Here is an 18442-nt window from a genome sequence, read left to right as displayed (position 1 = left end):
GCGGCCCGGCCGTGCACCGGCTCGGCGTCGTCGCGTACGAAGATCCCGTCGTCGGTGAACAGGTCCGCGAGGTCCTCCGGGCTGTTGTCGTCGAAGGCGTGCGTGTACTGCGCGTACAGCTCGGTGATTTCCTGGCGGGCGGCGGCATCGAGCTCGTGGGCGACGGTCATCGGAGGACCTCCCTGACGGTGGTGGATTCGTGGGCCGCGCGCAGCTCCTTGCGGCTACGCAGGAACTGGCGAGGGTTGTTGACGGCGAACACACCGCTGACCCGGCCCTCGGCGAGAAAGTGCCCGACGAACGAGTCGGTGGCCATGTCACCCGCCACCACGACGAACTCGCTGCCGGCGTCGGCCCGGCCGGCGAACTGTAGCCGCAGCCCGAGCTGATCCGACCAGAAGAACCCGTCGTCGAGCAGGTTCGGAGCGGGCAGCCCGAGCAGCGTGTGCGCGGCGCGCCGGGCGCTGTTGCCCGCGGCGGTCCAGTGCCCGACGGGGACCAGGCCGTGCTCGGTGCGATGACAGACGACGTCTCCCGCGCCGAACACGTCCGGCGCGTCCGTCCGCCCGGCCAGGTCGCACACGAGGCCGTCGGCGACTTCCAGACCGGCCTCGGCGAGCCAGCCGACATCGCGTACGACCCCCACGCCGACAACGACGGCATCCGCGTCGAGTACCGACCCGTCGGAGAGCCTGAGCCGTTCGCCGCCGTCCGGCGCGGCCCCCGCGGCGGCGACGGTCACCCCGCAGCGGAACTCGACGCCGTGTGCCCTGTGCCGCGCCTGCAGCCAGTCCGCGACCAGCGGGCCCACCGTGCCCAGCAGCGGCGCGGGCTGGGCCTCGATCACCGTCACCGCGCAGCCTCTCGCGCGCGCCGTCGCGGCGACCTCCAGACCGATGAACCCACCGCCGATCACCGCGATCCGCCGTCCGTCGCGCAGCACGGCCGCCAGCCTGCGGGCGTCGGCGGCGGTGCGCAGCGCGAACGCCGCCGCGCGGCCGGTGACGACGTCCAGCGGCCGCGCCTGGGCACCGGTGGCGATCACAAGCCGGTCGTAGGGGACCACCGGTCCGCCGGCGACAGTCACCGTATGGGCCACGGTGTCCAGCGCGATGACGGGCTGGCCGAGCTCAAGCTCGATCCCCAGAGCGCGGTAGTCGGACGGGCCGAGAAGACGGATGGCATTGTCCGGCAGCGCGTCGAGCAGGTACTCCTTGGACAGCGGGGGACGGTCGTAGGGCGGCTCCGTCTCAGCGGAGAGGATGCGCACCTCGCCGCGGTGGCCCAGGTCACGCACGCTCTGGGCGGTGCGGACGGCTGCCAGCCCGCCGCCCACGATGACGATCCGTGGGCCGCTCACACCGACCCCACCGGCGCCGGCCGGGCAGCGTCAGGCGCGGTCCGTGCAGCCTGATCTGCCTGTGTCGTCTGGTCCGCCTGTGCGGTCTGGGCCAGCAGGGCCACCGCCCGCTCCGCCAGCACGAACTTCTGCACCCGGCCGGTGGCCGTCACCGGGATCTCGTCCTCTTCGATGAACAGCACCGCGTCGGGGACCTTGAAGCGCGCAAGCCTGCTCGAGCAGTAGGCGACGAGCTCGTCCGGCGTGGGCCGCCCCGGGCCGGGCACGATCCAGGCGCACCCGACCTCACCCATCCGTGCGTGCGGGATCCCGACGACGTGCGCGGCTGCCACGCCCGGGTGGTCGGTGAGCACCCGTTCCACCTCGCCGGGCAGCACCAGCTCCCCGCCGCAGCGATAGGACTCCTTCTTGCGGCCGGTCAGTATCAGATAGCCCTGCTCGTCGATGCGGCCGAGGTCGCCCGTGCGCATCCACCCGTCGGGGGTGAACAGCGCCACGGTCTCCGCGGGCTTGTTGTAGTAGCCGTGGGTGACGATCGGGCCGCGGACCACCAGTTCGCCCACCTCGCCGGCCGGGATGTCCGCGCCGGTCTCGGAGTGCACCGTCCGGTAGACGGCGAGCGTGCCACCGAGCTCGGCGGCACCGGCGATACCCGCCGGCTTGGTAGTCCCGTTCGTGTTCGCCAGCCGGTCGAGGGGGTCGCCCGGCCGGGTACACGTCGTCGACGCCGTGGTCTCGGTCTGACCGTACGCGGTGAAGATCTCGTCGACTCCCAGCACCTCGAGCATGTCGGCCCACATGCCGGCGGAGTGCGCGGCCCCGGAGGAGAACATCGTCCGCAGCGACGACAGGTCGTGGGCGCCGGCCCGTGCCGCGTCGAGCACCATACTGGTCATCGCCGGGACGCAGATCAGCTCGTCGATACGGTGGCGGGCGATGTCCCGCAGGGTCTGCTGGGCGTCGAACGTCGCGTGCGGGCAGATCGCCCCGCCGACGAACAGCGCCGCGATCAGGCCCTCGACATAGCCGAAGACGTGGTAGATCGGCAACGCGAACAGGATCCGCCGGCCGTCCTCGAAGGCGCGGGTGTAGGCGCTGGCGTACGCGGTCCGCAGGACGGCGTCATGCTGGAGCATCACGCCCTTGGCCGCACCGGTGGTGCCCGAGGTGTACAGCAGGTCGGAGACGGCGTCGGGATCGGCTGACACGGTGCGTGACCGCACATCTTCTTCGCTGATCCCACGGCCGAGCTCCACGAGCTCGCTCAGCGGCCGGCCGCGGGCCGGCTCGCCGTCCGTGCCGAGCACGAACACGTGCCGCAACTGGGGCAGCGAGCTGCCGCCCGCCCCGCTCTCCCAGCCCGGGGCGATCCGGTCCAGGGCGTCGAGGTAGTCCAGGTCGCGGAAGCGGTCCATCGTGATCAGGACGACGCTGTCGGACTGGCGCAGCACGTAGCTCAGTTCCTCGTGCCGCAGCCGGAAGTTGATCGATGCCGACACCGCCCCGACCCGGGCCACCGCGAACTTCAGGGCCACGACCTCGGGCAGGTTCGCCATGTCCACGGCGACGTGATCGCCCGGCCGGATCCCGATCGCCATCAGCCCGGCTGCCAGCCGTCTCGACCAGTTGGCGATGTCGCCGTAACTGTAGGACCTGGTGTCGCCGAGAACGAGTGGCCGCTGAGGATGTTCGGTGGCTAAGAGATCGAGAAGCTGGGCGGTCGTGCGGGGTATCCAGCGGGGGTAACGCGCCTCCAGAGCGTCACGACGCTGGGCAGTGCTCGAGCCGGTCGTTGTGGTTGAGCCGGTCGTTGTGGTTGAGCCGGTCATAGTGGCGACACCGTCGCTTCCGTCATCGAGTCGGGGACAAGGTCGAGAATCTTGCCGGGGGGCATGCCCACCTCGGCGAGTACCTCCGCGGTGTGCTGGCCGAGCGCGGGCGGTTCGCGCATCGCGCATGAGCCGTCGGTGTCGATCGGCAGCCGGAGCTGTCTGAGTCCGCTTGTGCGCAGCGCGTCGCCGAGGGGCTCGGCATCGCGGACGAGGGCGCGCTCGCGGGTGACCGGATGCGCCAGGGCTGCGGCCAGGTCGTTGACCGGCCCCGCCGGAACGCCGGCGGCGGAGATCCGCCCGAGCCAGTGCTCGGACGGCGCGGTGCCCAGCCGCTCCTCGATGGCAGCTGTCAGGGCGTCGCGCGCACGCACCCGGTCGGCGACGGTACGAAAGCGTGGGTCGTCCCGGAGCGCGGGAAGGTCGAGGGCCGTGCAGAGCCGCTCGAACAGCCGGTCCGTCGCGGCGGCAATCATGATCGCGCCGTCCGCGGTGCGGAAGGCCTGGTAGGGAGCGGTGCTCGGGGCGGCCGAGCCGAGGCGGCCGGGGAACCCACCGGTTCCGAGGAATCCCATGACCTGGTGGCAGAGCAGGAAGAACCCGCTGTCGACCAGGGTGATCTCCAGCCGCTGGGCCTCGCTCCCGTCGGTGCGACGGGCGAGCGCGGCCTGGATCGACGTGATCGCCCAGAGCCCGGTGGAGACGTCCACGACGGACGGCGCGGCGCGGGCCGGACGGCCGTCGGCGTCACCGGTCATCTCCATGATGCCGGTGAAGGCCTGCACGATCGCGTCGTACCCGGGACGGTCGTGCCCGAGCGGGCCCTCGCCGAAGGCGCTGATCGAGCAGTGCACGACGCGGGGGCTGACCCGGCGGAAGTCGTCGAAGCCGAGCCCGAGCCGGTCCGCGACCCCGGGCCGGAACGATTCGACGACGACGTCGGTGCTGGCCGCGATCCGCAGCACCGCGTCGCGGCCGGCCGGGGTGCCGATGTCCAGGGCGACACTGCGTTTGTTTCGGTTCACGGTGAGAAACACCGTGCTCTCCGGTCCCCAGCGTGGCGGCAGGCTGCGGGTGGCCTCTCCGCTGCCCGGACGTTCGACCTTGACGACGTCGGCGCCGAGATCGGCAAGGATCAGGCAGGCGAGCGGGCCCGCGATGTTCTCGCTGAGGTCGAGTACCCGCAGGCCGCGGTAGGTCTGGTCGAGCGTCATGTGAGCACACCGGTCATGGGGCGTCTCCAATGCCTGTGGCGGGTCGGTGACTGTATCGATCTCGCAGGTCAGAGCTCAAAAACAATCACTTGTTTTTTTCTAGCATGGTCGATTAACGTGGTCAACAGACAGATATGGGCCCGCGGTGCTGACGGAGGGTGCAGGGATGGACTTCAGACTCACCGAGGAACAGCAGCTGTGGAGAGACGCACTGCACACGTTCATGGAGCGCGAGGTAGGGCGGGAGTACATCCGCAAGCACGACGAGTCCCGGGAGTTTCCCGACGAGGCTTACCAGAAGATTGCGGACAGGGGCTGGCTGGGGCTGCTCATCCTCGAGGAGCAGGGCGGGCTCGACGCCGACCCGGTGATGTACGCGATCTTCTGTGAGGCCATGGCGAAGTTCAGCCTCGATTTTGCCGCGTGCGTGATGACCTCCATGTTCACCGCGACGAACATCGCCAACCACGGCACGGCCGAGCAGCGCGAGCAGTACCTGCCAGGCTTCCTCGCCGGCAGGACGAAGTTCAGCGTCTCGATCACCGAACCGGGGGCCGGCTCGGACGCGGCGGCGGTGCAGACGCGGGCCGTCCTCGACAACGATCACTGGGTGCTCAACGGGAACAAGGTCTTCTGTTCCGGAGCGCACCTGCCGGACACCGTCATCACCGTCCTCGCGCGCACCAGTCCCGAGCGGCACCGGGGCCTCAGCCTGATCCTGGTGCCGAACACCGCGCCCGGCGTCGACATACGCAAGCTGAACACGATCGTCCGCCGTAGCCTCGGCACCACGGAGATCTTCTTCACGGATGTCCACGTCCCCGCCGGAAACCTGATCGGCGAGGTGAACAACGGCTGGGGCTACATCGGCGAACACCTGGAGTACGAGCGCCTGAGCCTGGCGGCCTCCTACGTGGGAAACGCCCGCACAGCGCTCGACGACACCGTCACCTATACCAGGAACCGCACCCAGTTCGGCCGGCCGCTGTCGTCGTTCCAGGTCCTCAAGCACCGGATGGCGGAGAACGAGTGCGAGGTGGAGGCCGCGCGGCTGCTGGTCTACAACGCCGCGACGAAGATGGCGCGCGGTGAGCGCGCTCTGAAAGAGGTGTCGATGGCGAAGGTGTTCGCCGCCGACGTCGCCTTCAGGACCTCGTTCAACGGTATGCAGGCGCTGGGTGGATACGCGCAGCTTCCGGAGTTCGACATGGAACGCTACTTCCGTGAGGCCAAGCACGCGATGGTCGGTGGCGGTGCGAGCGAAATCCAGCGCAGCATCATTGCAAAGGAGATGGGACTCTAGCCCGGATCCTTCGTACGTCCAGCGGACAACAGGCGGCGTGTCAGTGACCGGACCGGGATCCGCCCGGTCCGGTCCAGGCCGTTGCGAGGGTCGCCACGCCTGCGTCCCCGCACCTCGTCTCCCGAACGGGAGAAACAGTCCTCCGGTCGGAGAAGCGGTGCGGGACGGATACGACCCGGTGCGACGGAAAACAGCGAACGGGTTGAAAATCTGGCCTGAAGCCACCGGTGAACGGGGACACGGTGCCACGGGCACCGGCCTATTCGGTGAAGTGAATGGCCTTGCTCGGGCAGTCGTACTCCGCGCGGCGGACGGCGGGCAGCCGCTCGTCGGCGACAGTAGCCCGCGACAGCACCACAAGTCCGTCGTCGTCCACGTCGAAGATCTCCGGATCCGCGAGGACGCAGTTGCCGTAGCCCTGGCAGACGTCCCGATCGACCCTGATTGTGATCATTTCTTTCTCCTGATCAGCGAAGACGTTTGGCGACTTCGTCGTGAAAGGCGGTCAGTCTGCTCTCGGCGGTGTTGAAGATGTTGCGCCGGAATCCCTTCGACCGCGCCAGCGCCGCGAAGTTGTTGATGACCTCGGAGTCCTCCGCGAGGACTTCGAGGAAGTGTTTCCAGTCCCGCTCGTTGTGCTGTTCCCACTTCGCGTCGCTCAGGCCGTCCGGGGTGGGCCCGACGAGCTGGTAGGCGTTGAGGACGGTTTTGTCCGGCGCAACCGGCCAGGCGGTCCACATCTGCAGGTGGTTGGGAAAGCAGCTGAAGATCGTGTTCGGGAACGCGAGGTAGTGGCACAGATGGGTCTGCCGATGATCGCTGTTGGAGACCTTGTCGGTGAACCCGCGGATCGGCAGCGTCATCCAGGAGTGCGGTGAGGCGATCTTCAGGCTGGCATCGCGCCACAGAACCAGCCCGGAGAGGGTCGACTTGTGCGTGAACGGGACGTGCCAGGTCTCGTTGAACGCGTCGACGACGATTTTCCAGTTCGCGGTGAGCGTGACCGATGCGCGGAACCGGGTGTCGAACCGGTCGAGCCGGTAGCCGGCGAGCTCCTCGCCGATCGTGTCGAGGTACTCCAGCAGGTCGGGGACCGTGTCGGAGAGCGTCAGCCAGATCCAGCCCGACCACTCGACCACCCTGACCGCCGGTGCCCGCAGCCCGGCCAACTGTGCCGGGTCGAATGACTCACGCAGCGGTACCTGGCGAACGCTGCCTTCAAGATCGTAGACGAAGCCGTGCCACGGGCAGGTGAACCGTCCGGTGGAGCAGCGTCCGGAGCCTTCGACGAGAAGCGCGCCGCGGTGCTGGCAGACGTTGTGCCAGGCCGACACCGATCCGTCGTCAAGCCGGATGATCACTATTGACTGTCCGAGCTGGTTCCAGACGACGTAGTCGCGGGGCTTTGGCACGTCGGCGGACGGAAACACCGGGAACCAGGCGTGGGACAGGATCCGGTCGAGTTCCCCCTGGTAGCGCGCCTGATCCGTGTACACCGAGGCGTCGACCGCGGATGGGGCGAGGGGGTACTGCGGTTCGTCCCGGGCAGGCTCGTCCTGAGCGGGCTCGGTGGGGGCGAGTCTGGTCGCCGGGATGGACTGGGTCATGTGAGTGCCCTTCTCGTCGGCGTCGCCACTGGCTGGCCCGGTTGCCGATGTCGCGGGCCGGATGCGGGCTCGGATAGGTAAACAATCATTTGTTTCAAAGTAAGGCTGTGTGTAGTAGGTGTCAAACCGGCTCTGCGTGTGACGTATGGCGTGGTCCGCAACATGCCGGGTTGCCCGCGATCCGCGGAGCCGGACCGGTGCCGGCCTCATGGAAGACAGTCCGGACTGGTCGGGGCTGTCCGCGATCGGTCAGGCGGTGCGGCGGCCGGTAGGTGCCGCGGCTGGTAAAGGCGCTGAAGGCGCTGTCCGGAAGCCCGTGGTGGCGGGACGGGGACGGGCCATGGCCGCGCTGGTGATGGCCGGAACCGCGCTGGTCATGGCTGGAAGCGGTAGCCCATGCCGGGCTCGGTGATGAAATGGCGGGGGCGTGCCGGGTTCGGCTCCAGCTTGCGGCGCAGCCGTCCCATGTATTCGCGCAGGTAGTGGCTGTGTTCCTTCGGGGAGGGGCCGCCAGTGCGAGGGAGGAGCTGGCGGTGGGTGAGCAGTTTTCCGGGGTTGCGCACCAGTACTTCGAGCAGGTGCCATTCGGTCGGGCTGAGGCGGACGGTGGCCAGACCCTCGGGCCGATCTGCGTGGTTGGCCGGTGGCTCGGGGTCCGCGATCTCTCGGGCCTTCCCATCCGGCCGTGTGGCACGGAGAGCGGGCTCGGGCGCGGCGGAAGCACGGTCGCGCCGATGATCGGCCAGCCTGGTGATCCGTCGGGCGGTCAGATCGATCGTATAGTCGCCGATCGTTGTCAGAGGAGCCTCTGTCGCGCTCAAGGTTCTCCTGGCTACCGCGCGTAGCCGGGCGAGGAGTTCGTCGACGCGGAAGGGCTTGGTGACGTAGTCGTCGGCGCCCGCGTCGAGCGCGCCGACCTTGTCGGTGCTGCCGCCACGGCCGGACAGGACGATGACAGGCGTTGTCGTCCAGCTGCGCAGGGCGTGGATGACCTCGGCCCCGTCCATGTCGGGCAGGCCCAGGTCGAGCAGGATGATGTCGGGCCGTCCGGACGTGGTGGCGGCGAGCGCGTGCCGTCCCGATGTCGCGGTCATGACCTCGTACCCTCGGGCGTGCAGGGTGATCCGCAACGCGCGCAGAATCTGGGTGTCGTCGTCGACGATCAGGACGCGGGTCATGCCGCACCGTCCCGCGCGCCGGTGCCGGCCGAGGCACCCCACAGCGGCCGGAACGACATCGGCGACAGTGCCAGGACCGGTGCCAGGAGCATGGTGACGCCTCCGCGGAGGTTCCGTTGGCAAATACAGCCTCCAGCACAGAGCAGTCTCCCTTCGTCAGGGCTGCCGGGGCTACGGGAACGGGTCGGGACGACCGGCGCGGGCCGTCCCAGGCGGGGCACGGGTGGGACGAGGTCCGTGGGTGCCGCCTCGGCAGGCATCGGCGGAACAGCAGGCCTGGTCGGGTCAGCCTGGTCGGGTCAGCCTGTGCCGAGCCTGTCCAGGGCGAGGTTGAGTTCGACGACGTTGACCCTGGGCTCGCCGAGGAAGCCGAGCGCACGGCCGCGCACATGATCCTCGACCAGCCGGCGGACCGTTGCCGGGGGCAGCCCGCGGGCGCCCGCGACCCTGCTCACCTGGAGGTAGGCGTAGGCGGGGGAGATGTCCGGGTCCAGGCCGCTGCCGGAGGCGGTCACCGCGTCCGGTGGCACCGGGTTGTCCCGGCCGCGCCCCGGCCCGGGGACGAGGACGCGTTGGCCCGCCGCGTAGTCGCCGCCGGGCGTCGCGCACTCGACCCGCACGCCTTCGTGGGTGGCGACGAACGGTTGCGCCGGGCACCGCTCGTTCACGCTGACGACCCGCACGACCGGCCCGGCGAAGCCCGGATCACGGTGGAACACCGCCAGCACGGCACCGACACCGCCCGGGGTGCAGTACGGGCGCCGTCCGTCGACACCTTCGAGCTGTCCGACGGCCCTGCTGCGGCCGCACACGGTGGTGAGCAGGCTGCGCCGGCTCTCGTCACCGGGTGTGACGGGATCGTCGAACGTGTCGACGACGTCCTCGGGGCCCAGGTTGGACGCGGAGGTCGCGGTCGGGTCGTAGCCGACTCCGGCACCGGCGGCGGACGGCCGGGGCTGGAAGTACGTCGGGATCGGGCGGCCGGCGGCGTCGGTGAACGGCTGGCCGATCCTTGACGAGCCGACGACCGTGCCGTCGGCCGCCCGGACGAGCGAGCCGTCCGCCCGGTGGCGCAGCCCGGGCAGCTGGGCGATCGCGGTGACGGCCAGGGGATACGCGACGCCGACGAGCACGGTGAGCACCAGCAGCATGCGCAGTGCGGCGAGGAGCTGGCGGACAGGGCCGGGCAGGCGTGGGGAGGCCATGGCGATCACCGGATTCCGGGGAGGAACTGGACGGCCAGATCGATGAGTTTGATCCCGACGAACGGGACGACCAGGCCGCCGAGGCCGTAGACACAGAGGTTGCGCCGCAGCATCGCTATGGCGTTGCCGGGTGTGTAGCGGACGCCGCGCAGGGCGAGCGGGATCAGCGCGATGATGACCAGCGCGTTGAAGACGACCGCGGACAGGATCGCCGACTGCGGGCTGTGCAGCCGCATGAGGTTGAACGTGTCCAGCCCGGGATACACCGCGGCGAACAGCGCCGGGATGATCGCGAAATACTTGGCGACGTCGTTGGCGATCGAGAACGTCGTCAGGGCGCCGCGGGTGATGAGCAGCTGCTTGCCGATCTCGACGATCTCGATGAGTTTCGTCGGGTTGCTGTCGAGGTCGACCATGTTGCCGGCCTCCTTCGCGGCCGACGTGCCGGTGTTCATGGCGACGCCGACGTCGGCCTGGGCGAGCGCGGGGGCGTCGTTGGTGCCGTCCCCGGTCATCGCGACGAGCCTGCCGCCGGTCTGCTCGCGCCTGATCAGGTCGAGCTTGTCCTGGGGGGTCGCCTCGGCGAGGAAGTCGTCCACCCCGGCCTCCTCGGCAATGGTCCGCGCGGTCAGCGGGTTGTCGCCGGTGATCATGATGGTGCGGATGCCCATGCTGCGCATCTCGTCGAAGCGTTCCCGCATGCCCGCCTTCACGATGTCCCTGAGCTGGACCACGCCCAGGACGCGGGCGGTTCGGCCGCCGTCCGCAGCGCCGGCGGTGAGCACCTCCGCGACGACCAGCGGCGTCCCGCCGGAGGCGGAGATGCCGTCCACCACGTGGTCGGTGTCGGGCGGTGCGCTCCCGCCGCTCTCCCGGACCCAGGCCAGCACCGCGCTGGCCGACCCCTTGCGGATCTGCCGGCCGCCGCCGCGGGGCCCGGGCGTGGCCAGGTCGACACCGGACATCCGGGTCTGCGCGGTGAACGGGACAAAGGTAGCGGTGGGTAGTTCGCCGGCGGTCCGCTCCCGCAGGCCGTAGGTGGTCTTGGCGAAGACGACGATCGAGCGTCCCTCCGGCGTCTCGTCCGCGAGCGAGGACAGCTGCGCGGCGTCGGCGAGCTCGTGTTCGTCCACGCCTCCGACCGGGATGAACGCCCACGCCTCCCGGTTACCGAGGGTTATGGTTCCGGTCTTGTCTAGCAGCAGGGTGTCGACGTCGCCGGCCGCCTCGACCGCGCGGCCGCTCATCGCGAGCACGTTGCGCTGCACCAGCCGGTCCATGCCGGCGATGCCGATCGCCGACAGCAGCGCGCCGATCGTGGTGGGGATCAGGCAGACGACCAGCGCCGCCAGCACGATCCCGGTGACGCCGTCGGCGTCCAGGGCGGCGCTGTCGGGGATGCCGGGCTGCTGCGCCCGGGAGAAGATCGCCAGTGGCTGGAGGCTCACGACCGCGAGCAGGAAGACGATGGTCAGCGAGGCCAGCAGGATGTTCAGCGCGACCTCGTTCGGGGTCTTCTGCCGGTTCGCGCCCTCCACCAGGCCGATCATCCGGTCGATGAAGCTCTCCCCGGGCCGCTGCGTGATCTCGACGACGATCCGGTCCGACAGCACCCGGGTGCCGCCGGTCACCGCGGACCGGTCGCCTCCGGACTCACGGATCACCGGCGCGGACTCGCCAGTGATGGCGGACTCGTCCACGCTCGCGATGCCCTCGACGACGTCGCCGTCACCGGGGATGAACTCGCCGGCCTCCACCACCACACGGTCGCCCCGCAGCAGGTCCGGCGCGGGTACCCGCTCGGTCCGGGCCGTCTCGGCGGGCTGGCCGGGTGCCCAGCCGACGAGCCGGCGGGCGATCGTGTCGGTCTTGGCCCTGCGCAGCGCGGCGGCCTGCGCCTTCCCGCGTCCTTCGGCGACGGCCTCGGCGAGGTTGGCGAACAGCACGGTCAGCCACAGCCAGCCGACGATCAGCCAGGCGAACACGGTGGGGTCCGCAACCGCGAGCACGGTGGTGAACGCGGCGCCGATCTCGACGATGAGCATCACCGGGTTGCGCCACAGCGTGGCCGGGTTCAGTTTCCGCAGCGCCTGCGGGGTGGAGCGCAGCAGCATCCGCGGGTCGAGCAGGCCACCGGAGGCCCGCCGGGGCGAGTGGGTGGAGCCGGGGCCGGAGCCGGGGTTGCCCGCTGGGCCGGCGGGGTTGTCGTACGCGGCGGTCGTGAGCATGTCAGTGCAGGCCTTCCGCGAACGGCCCGAGGGCGATGGCCGGGAAGTAGGTCAGGGCGACGACGACGAACGCGACACCGGTGACGAGGCCGACGAACAACGGCCGGTGGGTGGGCAGCGTCCCGCTCGACACGGGGGCCGTCTTCTGCCGGGCGAGGCTGCCGGCCAGGCCCAGGACGAACACCACCGGCAGGAACCGGGCGAGCAGCATGGAGATCCCCAGCACCGTGTTCCACCAGGCCGTGTTCACGGTGAGGCCGGCGAACGCCGAGCCGTTGTTGTTCGCCACCGAGGTGGCCGCGTACAGCACCTCGGACAGCCCGTGCGCGCCGGAGTTCAGCATGTTCGCCCGTTCGCCGGGCAGCGCCATGGCCACCGCCGTGACGCCGAGGGCCAGCGCCGGCGTGGTGAGAATGTAGAGCGCGGCGAACTTCACCTCCCGCGCGGCGATTTTCTTGCCCAGGTACTCGGGCGTTCGCCCGATCATCAGACCGCCGACGAACACCGCGAGCACGGCGACGACCAGCATTCCGTACAGCCCCGACCCGGCGCCGCCCGGGGCGATCTCCCCGAGCATCATGTTCAGCAGCAGGACGGCGCCGCCGAGACCGGTGTAGGAGTCGTGCGCGGAGTTCACCGCGCCGGTGGACGTCAGCGTGGTGGCGGCTGCGAAGGTGGCCGAGCCCGACACCCCGAAACGGGTTTCGACGCCTTCGGTCGCGGCGCCGACAGCGGTCGGGACCGTACCGTGGTGGGCCAGTTGGAAACCGTTGACCAGAAACACCCCGGTTATCGCCAGAACGGCCATGACGGAGACGATCGCGAGACCCTGGCGGGTGTCACCGACCATTTTTCCGAAAGCTCTCGGCAGAGCGAACGGGATCGCCAGCAGAAGGTATATCTGTAGCCAGTTGGTCCAGACCGTCGGATTTTCGAACGGATGGGCGGAGTTGACGTTGTAGAAACCGCCACCGTTGGTGCCGAGCTCCTTGATGATCTCCTGGCTGGCCACCGGGCCGCCGGTTATGGCCTGGCCGCCGCCGGCGATGGTCGACACCGTCCGGACGCCGTGGAAGTTCTGCACGACACCACCGGCGACCAGGACGACCGCACCGATGACGGAAATCGGCAGCAGGACACGGACGACGGTGCGGACCAGGTCCACCCAGAAGTTGCCGAGCCGGTCGGTGTGGCTGCGGGAGAACCCGCGGACCAGGGCGATCGCCACCGAGATGCCGACCGCAGCGCTGGCGAAGTTCTGCACCGCCAGACCCGCCATCTGCGCGAGGTACCCGAGCGTCGACTCGCCGGCGTACGACTGCCAGTTGGTGTTCGTGACGAAGCTGGCCGCGGTATTGAACGCCTGTCCCGGCGCCATCCCGTCGAAACCGAGGTTGAACGGCAGCCGGCCCTGCAGGCGGAGAAAAACGTACAGGAAGAGCGCTGACACGCACGAGAACGCGAGTACAGCGCGCAGGTGGACGCTCCATCGCTGGTCTGCGTCCGGATCGACGCCGACCAGCCGATAAGTCATTTTTTCGGCCCGCAGGTGACGCTCGGAGGTGTACACCCGGGCCAGGTAGTCGCCGAACGGCCGGTAGGTCAGGCCGAGGGCGACGGCGAGCGAGGCGGCGAAGACGACTCCCGCCGTCGTGGTGTTCATTCAGTGACCCCTTGTCGACCGGAAGCCCGGGCTCGGAGGAAACACAATCGTGGCAACGATCGCGCGGTCCGTGGCCGGGCGGGCCGTGGCGCGTCGCTGGTCCGGCGGGTCCGAATTTCTTCGAGGAAAGTCAGAACTTCTCCGGGAAAAGCAGGGCGACCACGAGGAAGACCACCAGGGCGGTCACCAGGACGAGCCCGGTCAGGTTCTCGGCGGTCACAGCCGTTCCACCCCTCGTACGACGAGCCCCAGCACCGCGAACATCACGATGATCAGAAAGATGAAAACCAGGTCACGCACCGCCTGCTCCTTTTGCCACGTCCCGCTGCCACCGCGGGGACCGACCGGGCTGCGGCGCTCCCCTCGGGTGACGGCAACCCCGCCACGCCCGGCCGTCCGGATGCCGGATACCCGGTGCCCAGGAATCCGAGTGCCCCGAGTGCCCGAGTGCCGATGGTGACACCGGTATCGGGTCTCGCCGCAGGCCCTGACCGGGATGTCCCGGGAACAGACGCGACACGCCGGATACCCGGGCTGTCACCCGCGAGCGCTGGCACCATGAACTCCCCGGATCGCGCCGATTGCCGTATTGCCGCATCGGCAGCATCGACCTCACGGGAGCCGGCCACCAGCGGCGTTGACGCCCTGGTGACGCCGAATACGGCAGAGCGCGAAGGAGCACGAAAGAGCACGGAAAACGTGGCCGGGGAGCCACCGGCCGTTGGCCGACGCCGGGTGCCCACCGTGGGCTCAGACGGGGAAGCAAGCTGCCCGGTCACCCGGTCACCCGGTTGCCGTGATGGCCCTACCGCCATGAGCTGATCCGTTATGGCCAGATCAGGTCTGCCCTGGTCGCCGGGCCGGTGGGTCGGCGGGGCTCGCCTACATCCTCACTGTCAGGAGTGGACGCGCATCAGGCCTTCCTGCGCGACCGAGACGACGAGCCGGCCGTCGGCGGTGTATATCTCGCCGCGGGCGAAGCCCCGGGAGCCCGCCGCCGACGGGCTGTCCTGGATGTAGAGCAGCCACTCGTCCGCGCGGAACGGACGGTGGAACCACATGGCGTGATCGAGACTGGCCAGCGAGATCGTCCGGCCGTCCGTCGACCGGTGCGGGAGCAGGGTCGTCGTGATCAGCCGCAGGTCGGACGCGTACGTGACCGCGCAGACGTGGTAGAGCGGGTCGGCGGGCAGTGTCCCGCGGGCGCGGAACCACATCCGCTGGTGGGGGCTGTGCGGCTCCCCGTGTGAGGACCACACGGGCTGTTGGACAGAGCCGTCCGCTCCTTCGGTCGGCGCGAGCCGGACGTCGAGGTAGCGGGAGAAGAAGGGCTCGATGCTCCCGCCGTTCGACAGGGACCACCCGGGCAGCTCTTCGGGCAGGGGAGCGGGCAGTTCCTCGGGCGGCGGTGACGGCGGCATGGGTGACTGATGCTCCGGGCCGTCGGTGACGCGCTGGAAGGAGGCGGACAGGTGGAAGATCGCCCGGCCGTGCTGGATGGCGACCACCCGCCGCGTCGTGAACGACCGTCCGTCGCGGATCAGATCCACATCGTAGATGATCGGCGCGCTGGGATCGCCCGGCAGCAGGAAGTAGGCGTGCAGCGAGTGCACCGGACGATCAGGGGCGACTGTCCGGCCGGCGGCGATGAGCGCCTGCGCCGCGACGTGGCCCCCGAACACCCGGGTCGGCGCCGTGTGCCACGACCAACCGCGGAAGATGTTGGTTTCGATGAGGTCGAGGTCGAGGACCTCGACCAGGGAGTCGGCCTCCGCGCGCGTCACCTGATCCACATTACCTATCCGGTGGCGCCGCTTCATCGAACAGCGGCGCTCCGGGGATTTCGGCTTCCCGTGACGCGGCGGAGGCATGGCCGGGCCGTCGATGGTCCTCGGCCGGCTCGGGGATTTCGGCCCGCGGGCCGGCAACGGTTGCCGGGGCGCGCTCGGGGGTGGGCGTCGTCGCCAGCAGGTGACGCCGCCACAGCGCCTCGGCCTCGTCCGCCGCGCCGGCCTCGATCAGCGCCACCAGTTGCCGGTAGGGCTGGCGGCCGTCGTCCCCGGCCGCTGGTGTGCCCGGCCGTGCCGTGATGCCAGTGCCAGTGCTGGTGCTGGTGCTGGTGCCGGCGTTGGAACCGGCGCCCGATGTCTCCTCTCGGGCCATGTCGATGATGTGGCGCAGCATCCCGACGAGCACGATCAGGGTCTGGTTGCCGGCGAGTTCCACCAGCAGGCCGTGGAAGTCCGCTACCGCGGACCGTGACACCGCGGGAGCGCGGGCCTCCCAGGCCGGCCCGCCGGCGGGCGCCGTGAGCGCGGTGGTGGCCCGGTCGGGCCGGGTGCGGGCCGCCGGCCGGTCAGCGTCCGCCGTGGCCGCCTCGACGGCGGCGAGCGCCGCCCGCAGCCTGGCCAGGTCCTCCTCGGTGTGCCGCTGCGCGAGCCGGCGGACGCAGGGCGGCTCGAGCAGCGCCCTGGCCTGGTGGACGTCGGCGATGGTGGTGCCGCGGTACTCCAGGACGAGCGCGGCGTAGCGGGCGGCGACGTCACCGTTGGGCGTGTGGACCCGGGCGCCTCCGTGCGCCCCGCGCCGGACGCTGATCAGCGCTTCGGACTCCAGGACGCGGAAGGCCTCCCGCAGGGTCGGGCGTGAGACCCCGAACTGCCCCATCAGCACGGCTTCCGGGGGTAGGGCGTCCCCCTCGACCAGTTCGCCCCGCACGATCTGGCGCCGCAGGCGGGCGGCGACCAGTTCGGCGGTCTTGGGGACGCGCACCCGCCGGCCGATGTGGCTGTCGCCGGCCGGGTGCCGGCCGGCGTCGTTGTCGTACCCGACGGCGGGCGTGCCGGCCGACGGGTCGGGCGTTCTGACAGCACCGGGCCGCCCGATGCCCGTCGGGCCGTCTGTTGCGATATTGGCTGCGTTCAGTAACACCATGATGGTCCCCCTCGGAGAGATCCGGCTGCGGGCGGGCAGTATGTGGCCTGCTGGCGCTGGTTCGGCTCCTTCGTCCAGAAGATCACATCGTTGCTGCCGGCGATGTCGCCAGAAGTACTGGCGAGGTTGCATTGTGACACTACTGGTCACTGCTGCCTACAAGGGGTTTCATGATGGCTACAAATAATGACTATTTGTAATCGATATTCATTGGATCTTTACTAAAAGTAATCAATCGAAGTCTTTTTGTCATCATTTGACGGTGGCGAACGCCATACAGCGACCCGAACGGACCGGTGCGCTGTGTGAGCCACCCGGACGAAAAAGGTGCCGGCCGGTGTTCCACCCGGATGATCCGGATCGTGCGCGTCTGGCGCACGGGCCATCGGATCCACACCTGAGGAGATCGTGATGACGGCTCTGTACACGGCTGAGGCCACCGCGTGGGGCGGGCGTGAGGGACGGGTGGCGTCCAGCGACGGGCGGGTGGACCTGAGCCTGTCCCTGCCCAAGGGGCTCGGCGGCGACGACGGCCCGGGCACCAATCCGGAGCAGTTGTTCGCAACCGGCTACGCCGCGTGTTTTCACAGTGCGCTCAAGGCGGTCGCCCGGCGGGCGAAGGTCGATGTCTCCGCGTCGGCGGTCACCGTCCGGGTCGAGATCGGCCCGGACGACGACGGGTTCGCCCTCGCCGTCGCGATCGAGGCCGAGATCGAGCAGGTCGACCGGGACGTGGCCGCCACGCTCGTCGAGCAGGCTCACGCCCTGTGCCCGTACTCCAGGGCGACCCGGGGCAACATCGTCTCCACCGCCACCCTCGTGGACAACTGACCGGGTAGCCGGCTGATCCGCTGGCCGGCTGGCCTGGTGGACGGCCGGCCAGCGGACGCCGGCCGGCGCCGTGGGCTGCCCGGGACGCCGGATGGTCGTAGCGTCTTCGTTCATGGGCGACGCGCGCATCGCGACCGTCGGCGTCGAGGAGGAGTTCCACATCCTGGATCTCGCCTCCCGACGGCTCGTGCCGCGGGCTCCGGCGATCCTCGAGCGCGTCGCGAAGGAGTGTTTCACCGCCGAACTGCTGACGTCGGTGGTGGAGTCCAACAGTCGCCCGTGCACCGATCTGGCCGATCTGCGCGGCAGCCTGCTCCAGCTGCGGCGCGAACTGGTGGTGGCCGGCGAACCGCTCGGGCTCGGTCCCGCGTCCGCGGGGACCGTCCCCCTGGTCGACCGGGACGCGCCCGAGATCAGCCGGTACCCGCGCTACCAGCGGATGCTCACCGACTACCAGCTCCTCGCCCGGGAGCAGGCGATCTGCGGCGCGCAGGTGCACGTCGAGGTCGCCGACCGGGAGCTCGCGATCGCGGTGGCCGCGCGGGTCGCGCTGTGGCTGCCGACGCTGCTGGCGGTGTCGGCGAGTTCCCCGTACTGGCAGGGCGCGGACAGCGGCTACGCGAGCGTGCGCACCCTGGTCTGGCAGCGGTGGCCGACCGCCGGCGTCACCGGACCGTTCCGCACGGCGGCCGAATACGACCAGGTCGTCGCGGACCTGATCACATCCGGGGTGATCAGCGACCCGGGTATGGTCTACTTCGACGTCCGTCCCTCCGCGCACCTGCCCACCGTCGAGCTGCGGGTCTGTGACGCGTGCCCGGACGTCGACACCGTCATCCTCGTCGCCGGACTGTTCCGCGCGCTCGTGCGCCGGGCCGCCCTGGCGGTCGGGGCCGGCGCGCCGGCCCCGCCGTGGCGGACGGAACTGCTGCGGGCGGCCGCCTGGCGGGCGGCCCGGTCCGGGATCGAGGGCGACCTCGTCGACGTGGCCGCGGCGGTGCCGGTACCGGCCCGGGATCTGCTGTACCGGCTGGTGGACGAGGTGCGCGCCGAGCTCGAGCACGCCGGCGACTGGGAGCTGATCCACAAC

16 protein-coding genes are annotated in these 18442 nt (G+C 70.0%); 3 read left to right on the top strand and 13 right to left on the bottom strand.

Going from position 1 to position 18442, the window contains the following annotated elements; genetic code table 11:
• From CM1CMNOD_RS24475 to CM1CMNOD_RS13780, 4 genes are all read right to left on the bottom strand, one after another.
• Window positions 1–170 (bottom strand): nuclear transport factor 2 family protein (locus tag CM1CMNOD_RS24475; protein WP_165490475.1); only part of this gene is annotated, 170 nt, incomplete at its 3' end.
• Complete coding sequence (locus CM1CMNOD_RS13790) at window positions 167–1360, bottom strand: NAD(P)/FAD-dependent oxidoreductase (RefSeq protein WP_013874214.1); 1194 nt, start codon at window positions 1358–1360, stop codon at window positions 167–169. The genes CM1CMNOD_RS13790 and CM1CMNOD_RS24475, both read right to left, overlap by 4 nt.
• Window positions 1357–3189 carry an AMP-binding protein gene (locus CM1CMNOD_RS13785; RefSeq protein ID WP_013874213.1) on the bottom strand — a complete coding sequence of 611 codons (1833 nt, stop codon included), beginning with the start codon at window positions 3187–3189 and terminating at the stop codon, window positions 1357–1359. Before CM1CMNOD_RS13785 ends, CM1CMNOD_RS13790 begins: the two co-directional genes overlap by 4 nt.
• Window positions 3186–4403, bottom strand: a complete 1218-nt coding sequence (locus tag CM1CMNOD_RS13780; protein WP_013874212.1) for a CaiB/BaiF CoA transferase family protein — start codon at window positions 4401–4403, stop codon at window positions 3186–3188. The genes CM1CMNOD_RS13785 and CM1CMNOD_RS13780 overlap by 4 nt, the downstream gene beginning before the upstream one ends.
• A 166-nt stretch (window positions 4404–4569) precedes the next feature.
• Between CM1CMNOD_RS13780 and CM1CMNOD_RS13775 the strand changes: the two genes are divergently transcribed.
• Window positions 4570–5706: an acyl-CoA dehydrogenase family protein gene (locus tag CM1CMNOD_RS13775; protein WP_013874211.1), complete on the top strand. Its 1137-nt coding sequence runs from the start codon at window positions 4570–4572 to the stop codon at window positions 5704–5706.
• A gap of 259 nt (window positions 5707–5965) precedes the next feature.
• Here the strand turns inward: CM1CMNOD_RS13775 and CM1CMNOD_RS13770 are convergent, their stop codons facing one another.
• From CM1CMNOD_RS13770 to CM1CMNOD_RS13730, 9 genes are all read right to left on the bottom strand, one after another.
• Window positions 5966–6160, bottom strand: coding sequence for a ferredoxin (locus CM1CMNOD_RS13770; protein ID WP_013874210.1), 195 nt, complete (start codon window positions 6158–6160; stop codon window positions 5966–5968).
• A 13-nt stretch (window positions 6161–6173) separates the two neighbouring features.
• Window positions 6174–7313 carry an aromatic ring-hydroxylating oxygenase subunit alpha gene (locus tag CM1CMNOD_RS13765; protein ID WP_013874209.1) on the bottom strand — a complete coding sequence of 380 codons (1140 nt, stop codon included), beginning with the start codon at window positions 7311–7313 and terminating at the stop codon, window positions 6174–6176.
• A gap of 374 nt (window positions 7314–7687) precedes the next feature.
• Window positions 7688–8491 (bottom strand): response regulator, encoded by an 804-nt coding sequence (locus CM1CMNOD_RS13760; RefSeq protein WP_013874208.1) that lies wholly within the window; start codon window positions 8489–8491, stop codon window positions 7688–7690.
• A gap of 299 nt (window positions 8492–8790) precedes the next feature.
• Window positions 8791–9696: a potassium-transporting ATPase subunit C gene (locus CM1CMNOD_RS13755; protein WP_043606634.1), complete on the bottom strand. Its 906-nt coding sequence runs from the start codon at window positions 9694–9696 to the stop codon at window positions 8791–8793.
• Window positions 9697–9701: 5 nt separating this feature from the next.
• A complete protein-coding gene (kdpB, locus tag CM1CMNOD_RS13750) occupies window positions 9702–11924 on the bottom strand; it encodes a potassium-transporting ATPase subunit KdpB (protein ID WP_013874205.1) in 2223 nt (740 codons plus the stop codon).
• 1 nt (window position 11925) lies between these two features.
• The gene (gene kdpA / locus CM1CMNOD_RS13745) at window positions 11926–13587 is read right to left on the bottom strand and encodes a potassium-transporting ATPase subunit KdpA (RefSeq protein ID WP_013874204.1); all 1662 of its coding nucleotides are present in this window, start codon (window positions 13585–13587) and stop codon (window positions 11926–11928) included.
• 130 nt (window positions 13588–13717) lie between these two features.
• Window positions 13718–13807, bottom strand: coding sequence for a K(+)-transporting ATPase subunit F (gene kdpF / locus CM1CMNOD_RS13740; RefSeq protein WP_076842627.1), 90 nt, complete (start codon window positions 13805–13807; stop codon window positions 13718–13720).
• Window positions 13808–14483: 676 nt separating this feature from the next.
• Window positions 14484–15407, bottom strand: coding sequence for an acyl-CoA thioesterase (locus CM1CMNOD_RS13735; protein WP_013874203.1), 924 nt, complete (start codon window positions 15405–15407; stop codon window positions 14484–14486).
• Entirely contained in the window at window positions 15382–16521 is a 1140-nt protein-coding gene (locus CM1CMNOD_RS13730; RefSeq protein ID WP_013874202.1) for a FadR/GntR family transcriptional regulator, read from the bottom strand. The genes CM1CMNOD_RS13735 and CM1CMNOD_RS13730 overlap by 26 nt, the downstream gene beginning before the upstream one ends.
• A gap of 411 nt (window positions 16522–16932) precedes the next feature.
• On the opposite strand from CM1CMNOD_RS13730, the gene CM1CMNOD_RS13725 reads away from it, so the two are divergent.
• On the top strand, window positions 16933–17352 hold the full coding sequence (locus CM1CMNOD_RS13725) for an organic hydroperoxide resistance protein (RefSeq protein ID WP_013874201.1): 420 nt from the start codon (window positions 16933–16935) through the stop codon (window positions 17350–17352).
• A gap of 112 nt (window positions 17353–17464) precedes the next feature.
• Window positions 17465–18442: carboxylate-amine ligase (locus CM1CMNOD_RS13720; protein ID WP_131774020.1), on the top strand; the 978-nt coding region annotated here is incomplete at its 3' end.

Origin of the sequence: Protofrankia symbiont of Coriaria myrtifolia, from assembly GCF_900634755.1 — a bacterium.
In the GTDB taxonomy this organism is placed as follows: Bacteria; Actinomycetota; Actinomycetes; order Frankiales; family Frankiaceae; genus Protofrankia; species Protofrankia coriariae.
This window is presented reverse-complemented; position numbering and strand designations above follow the sequence as displayed.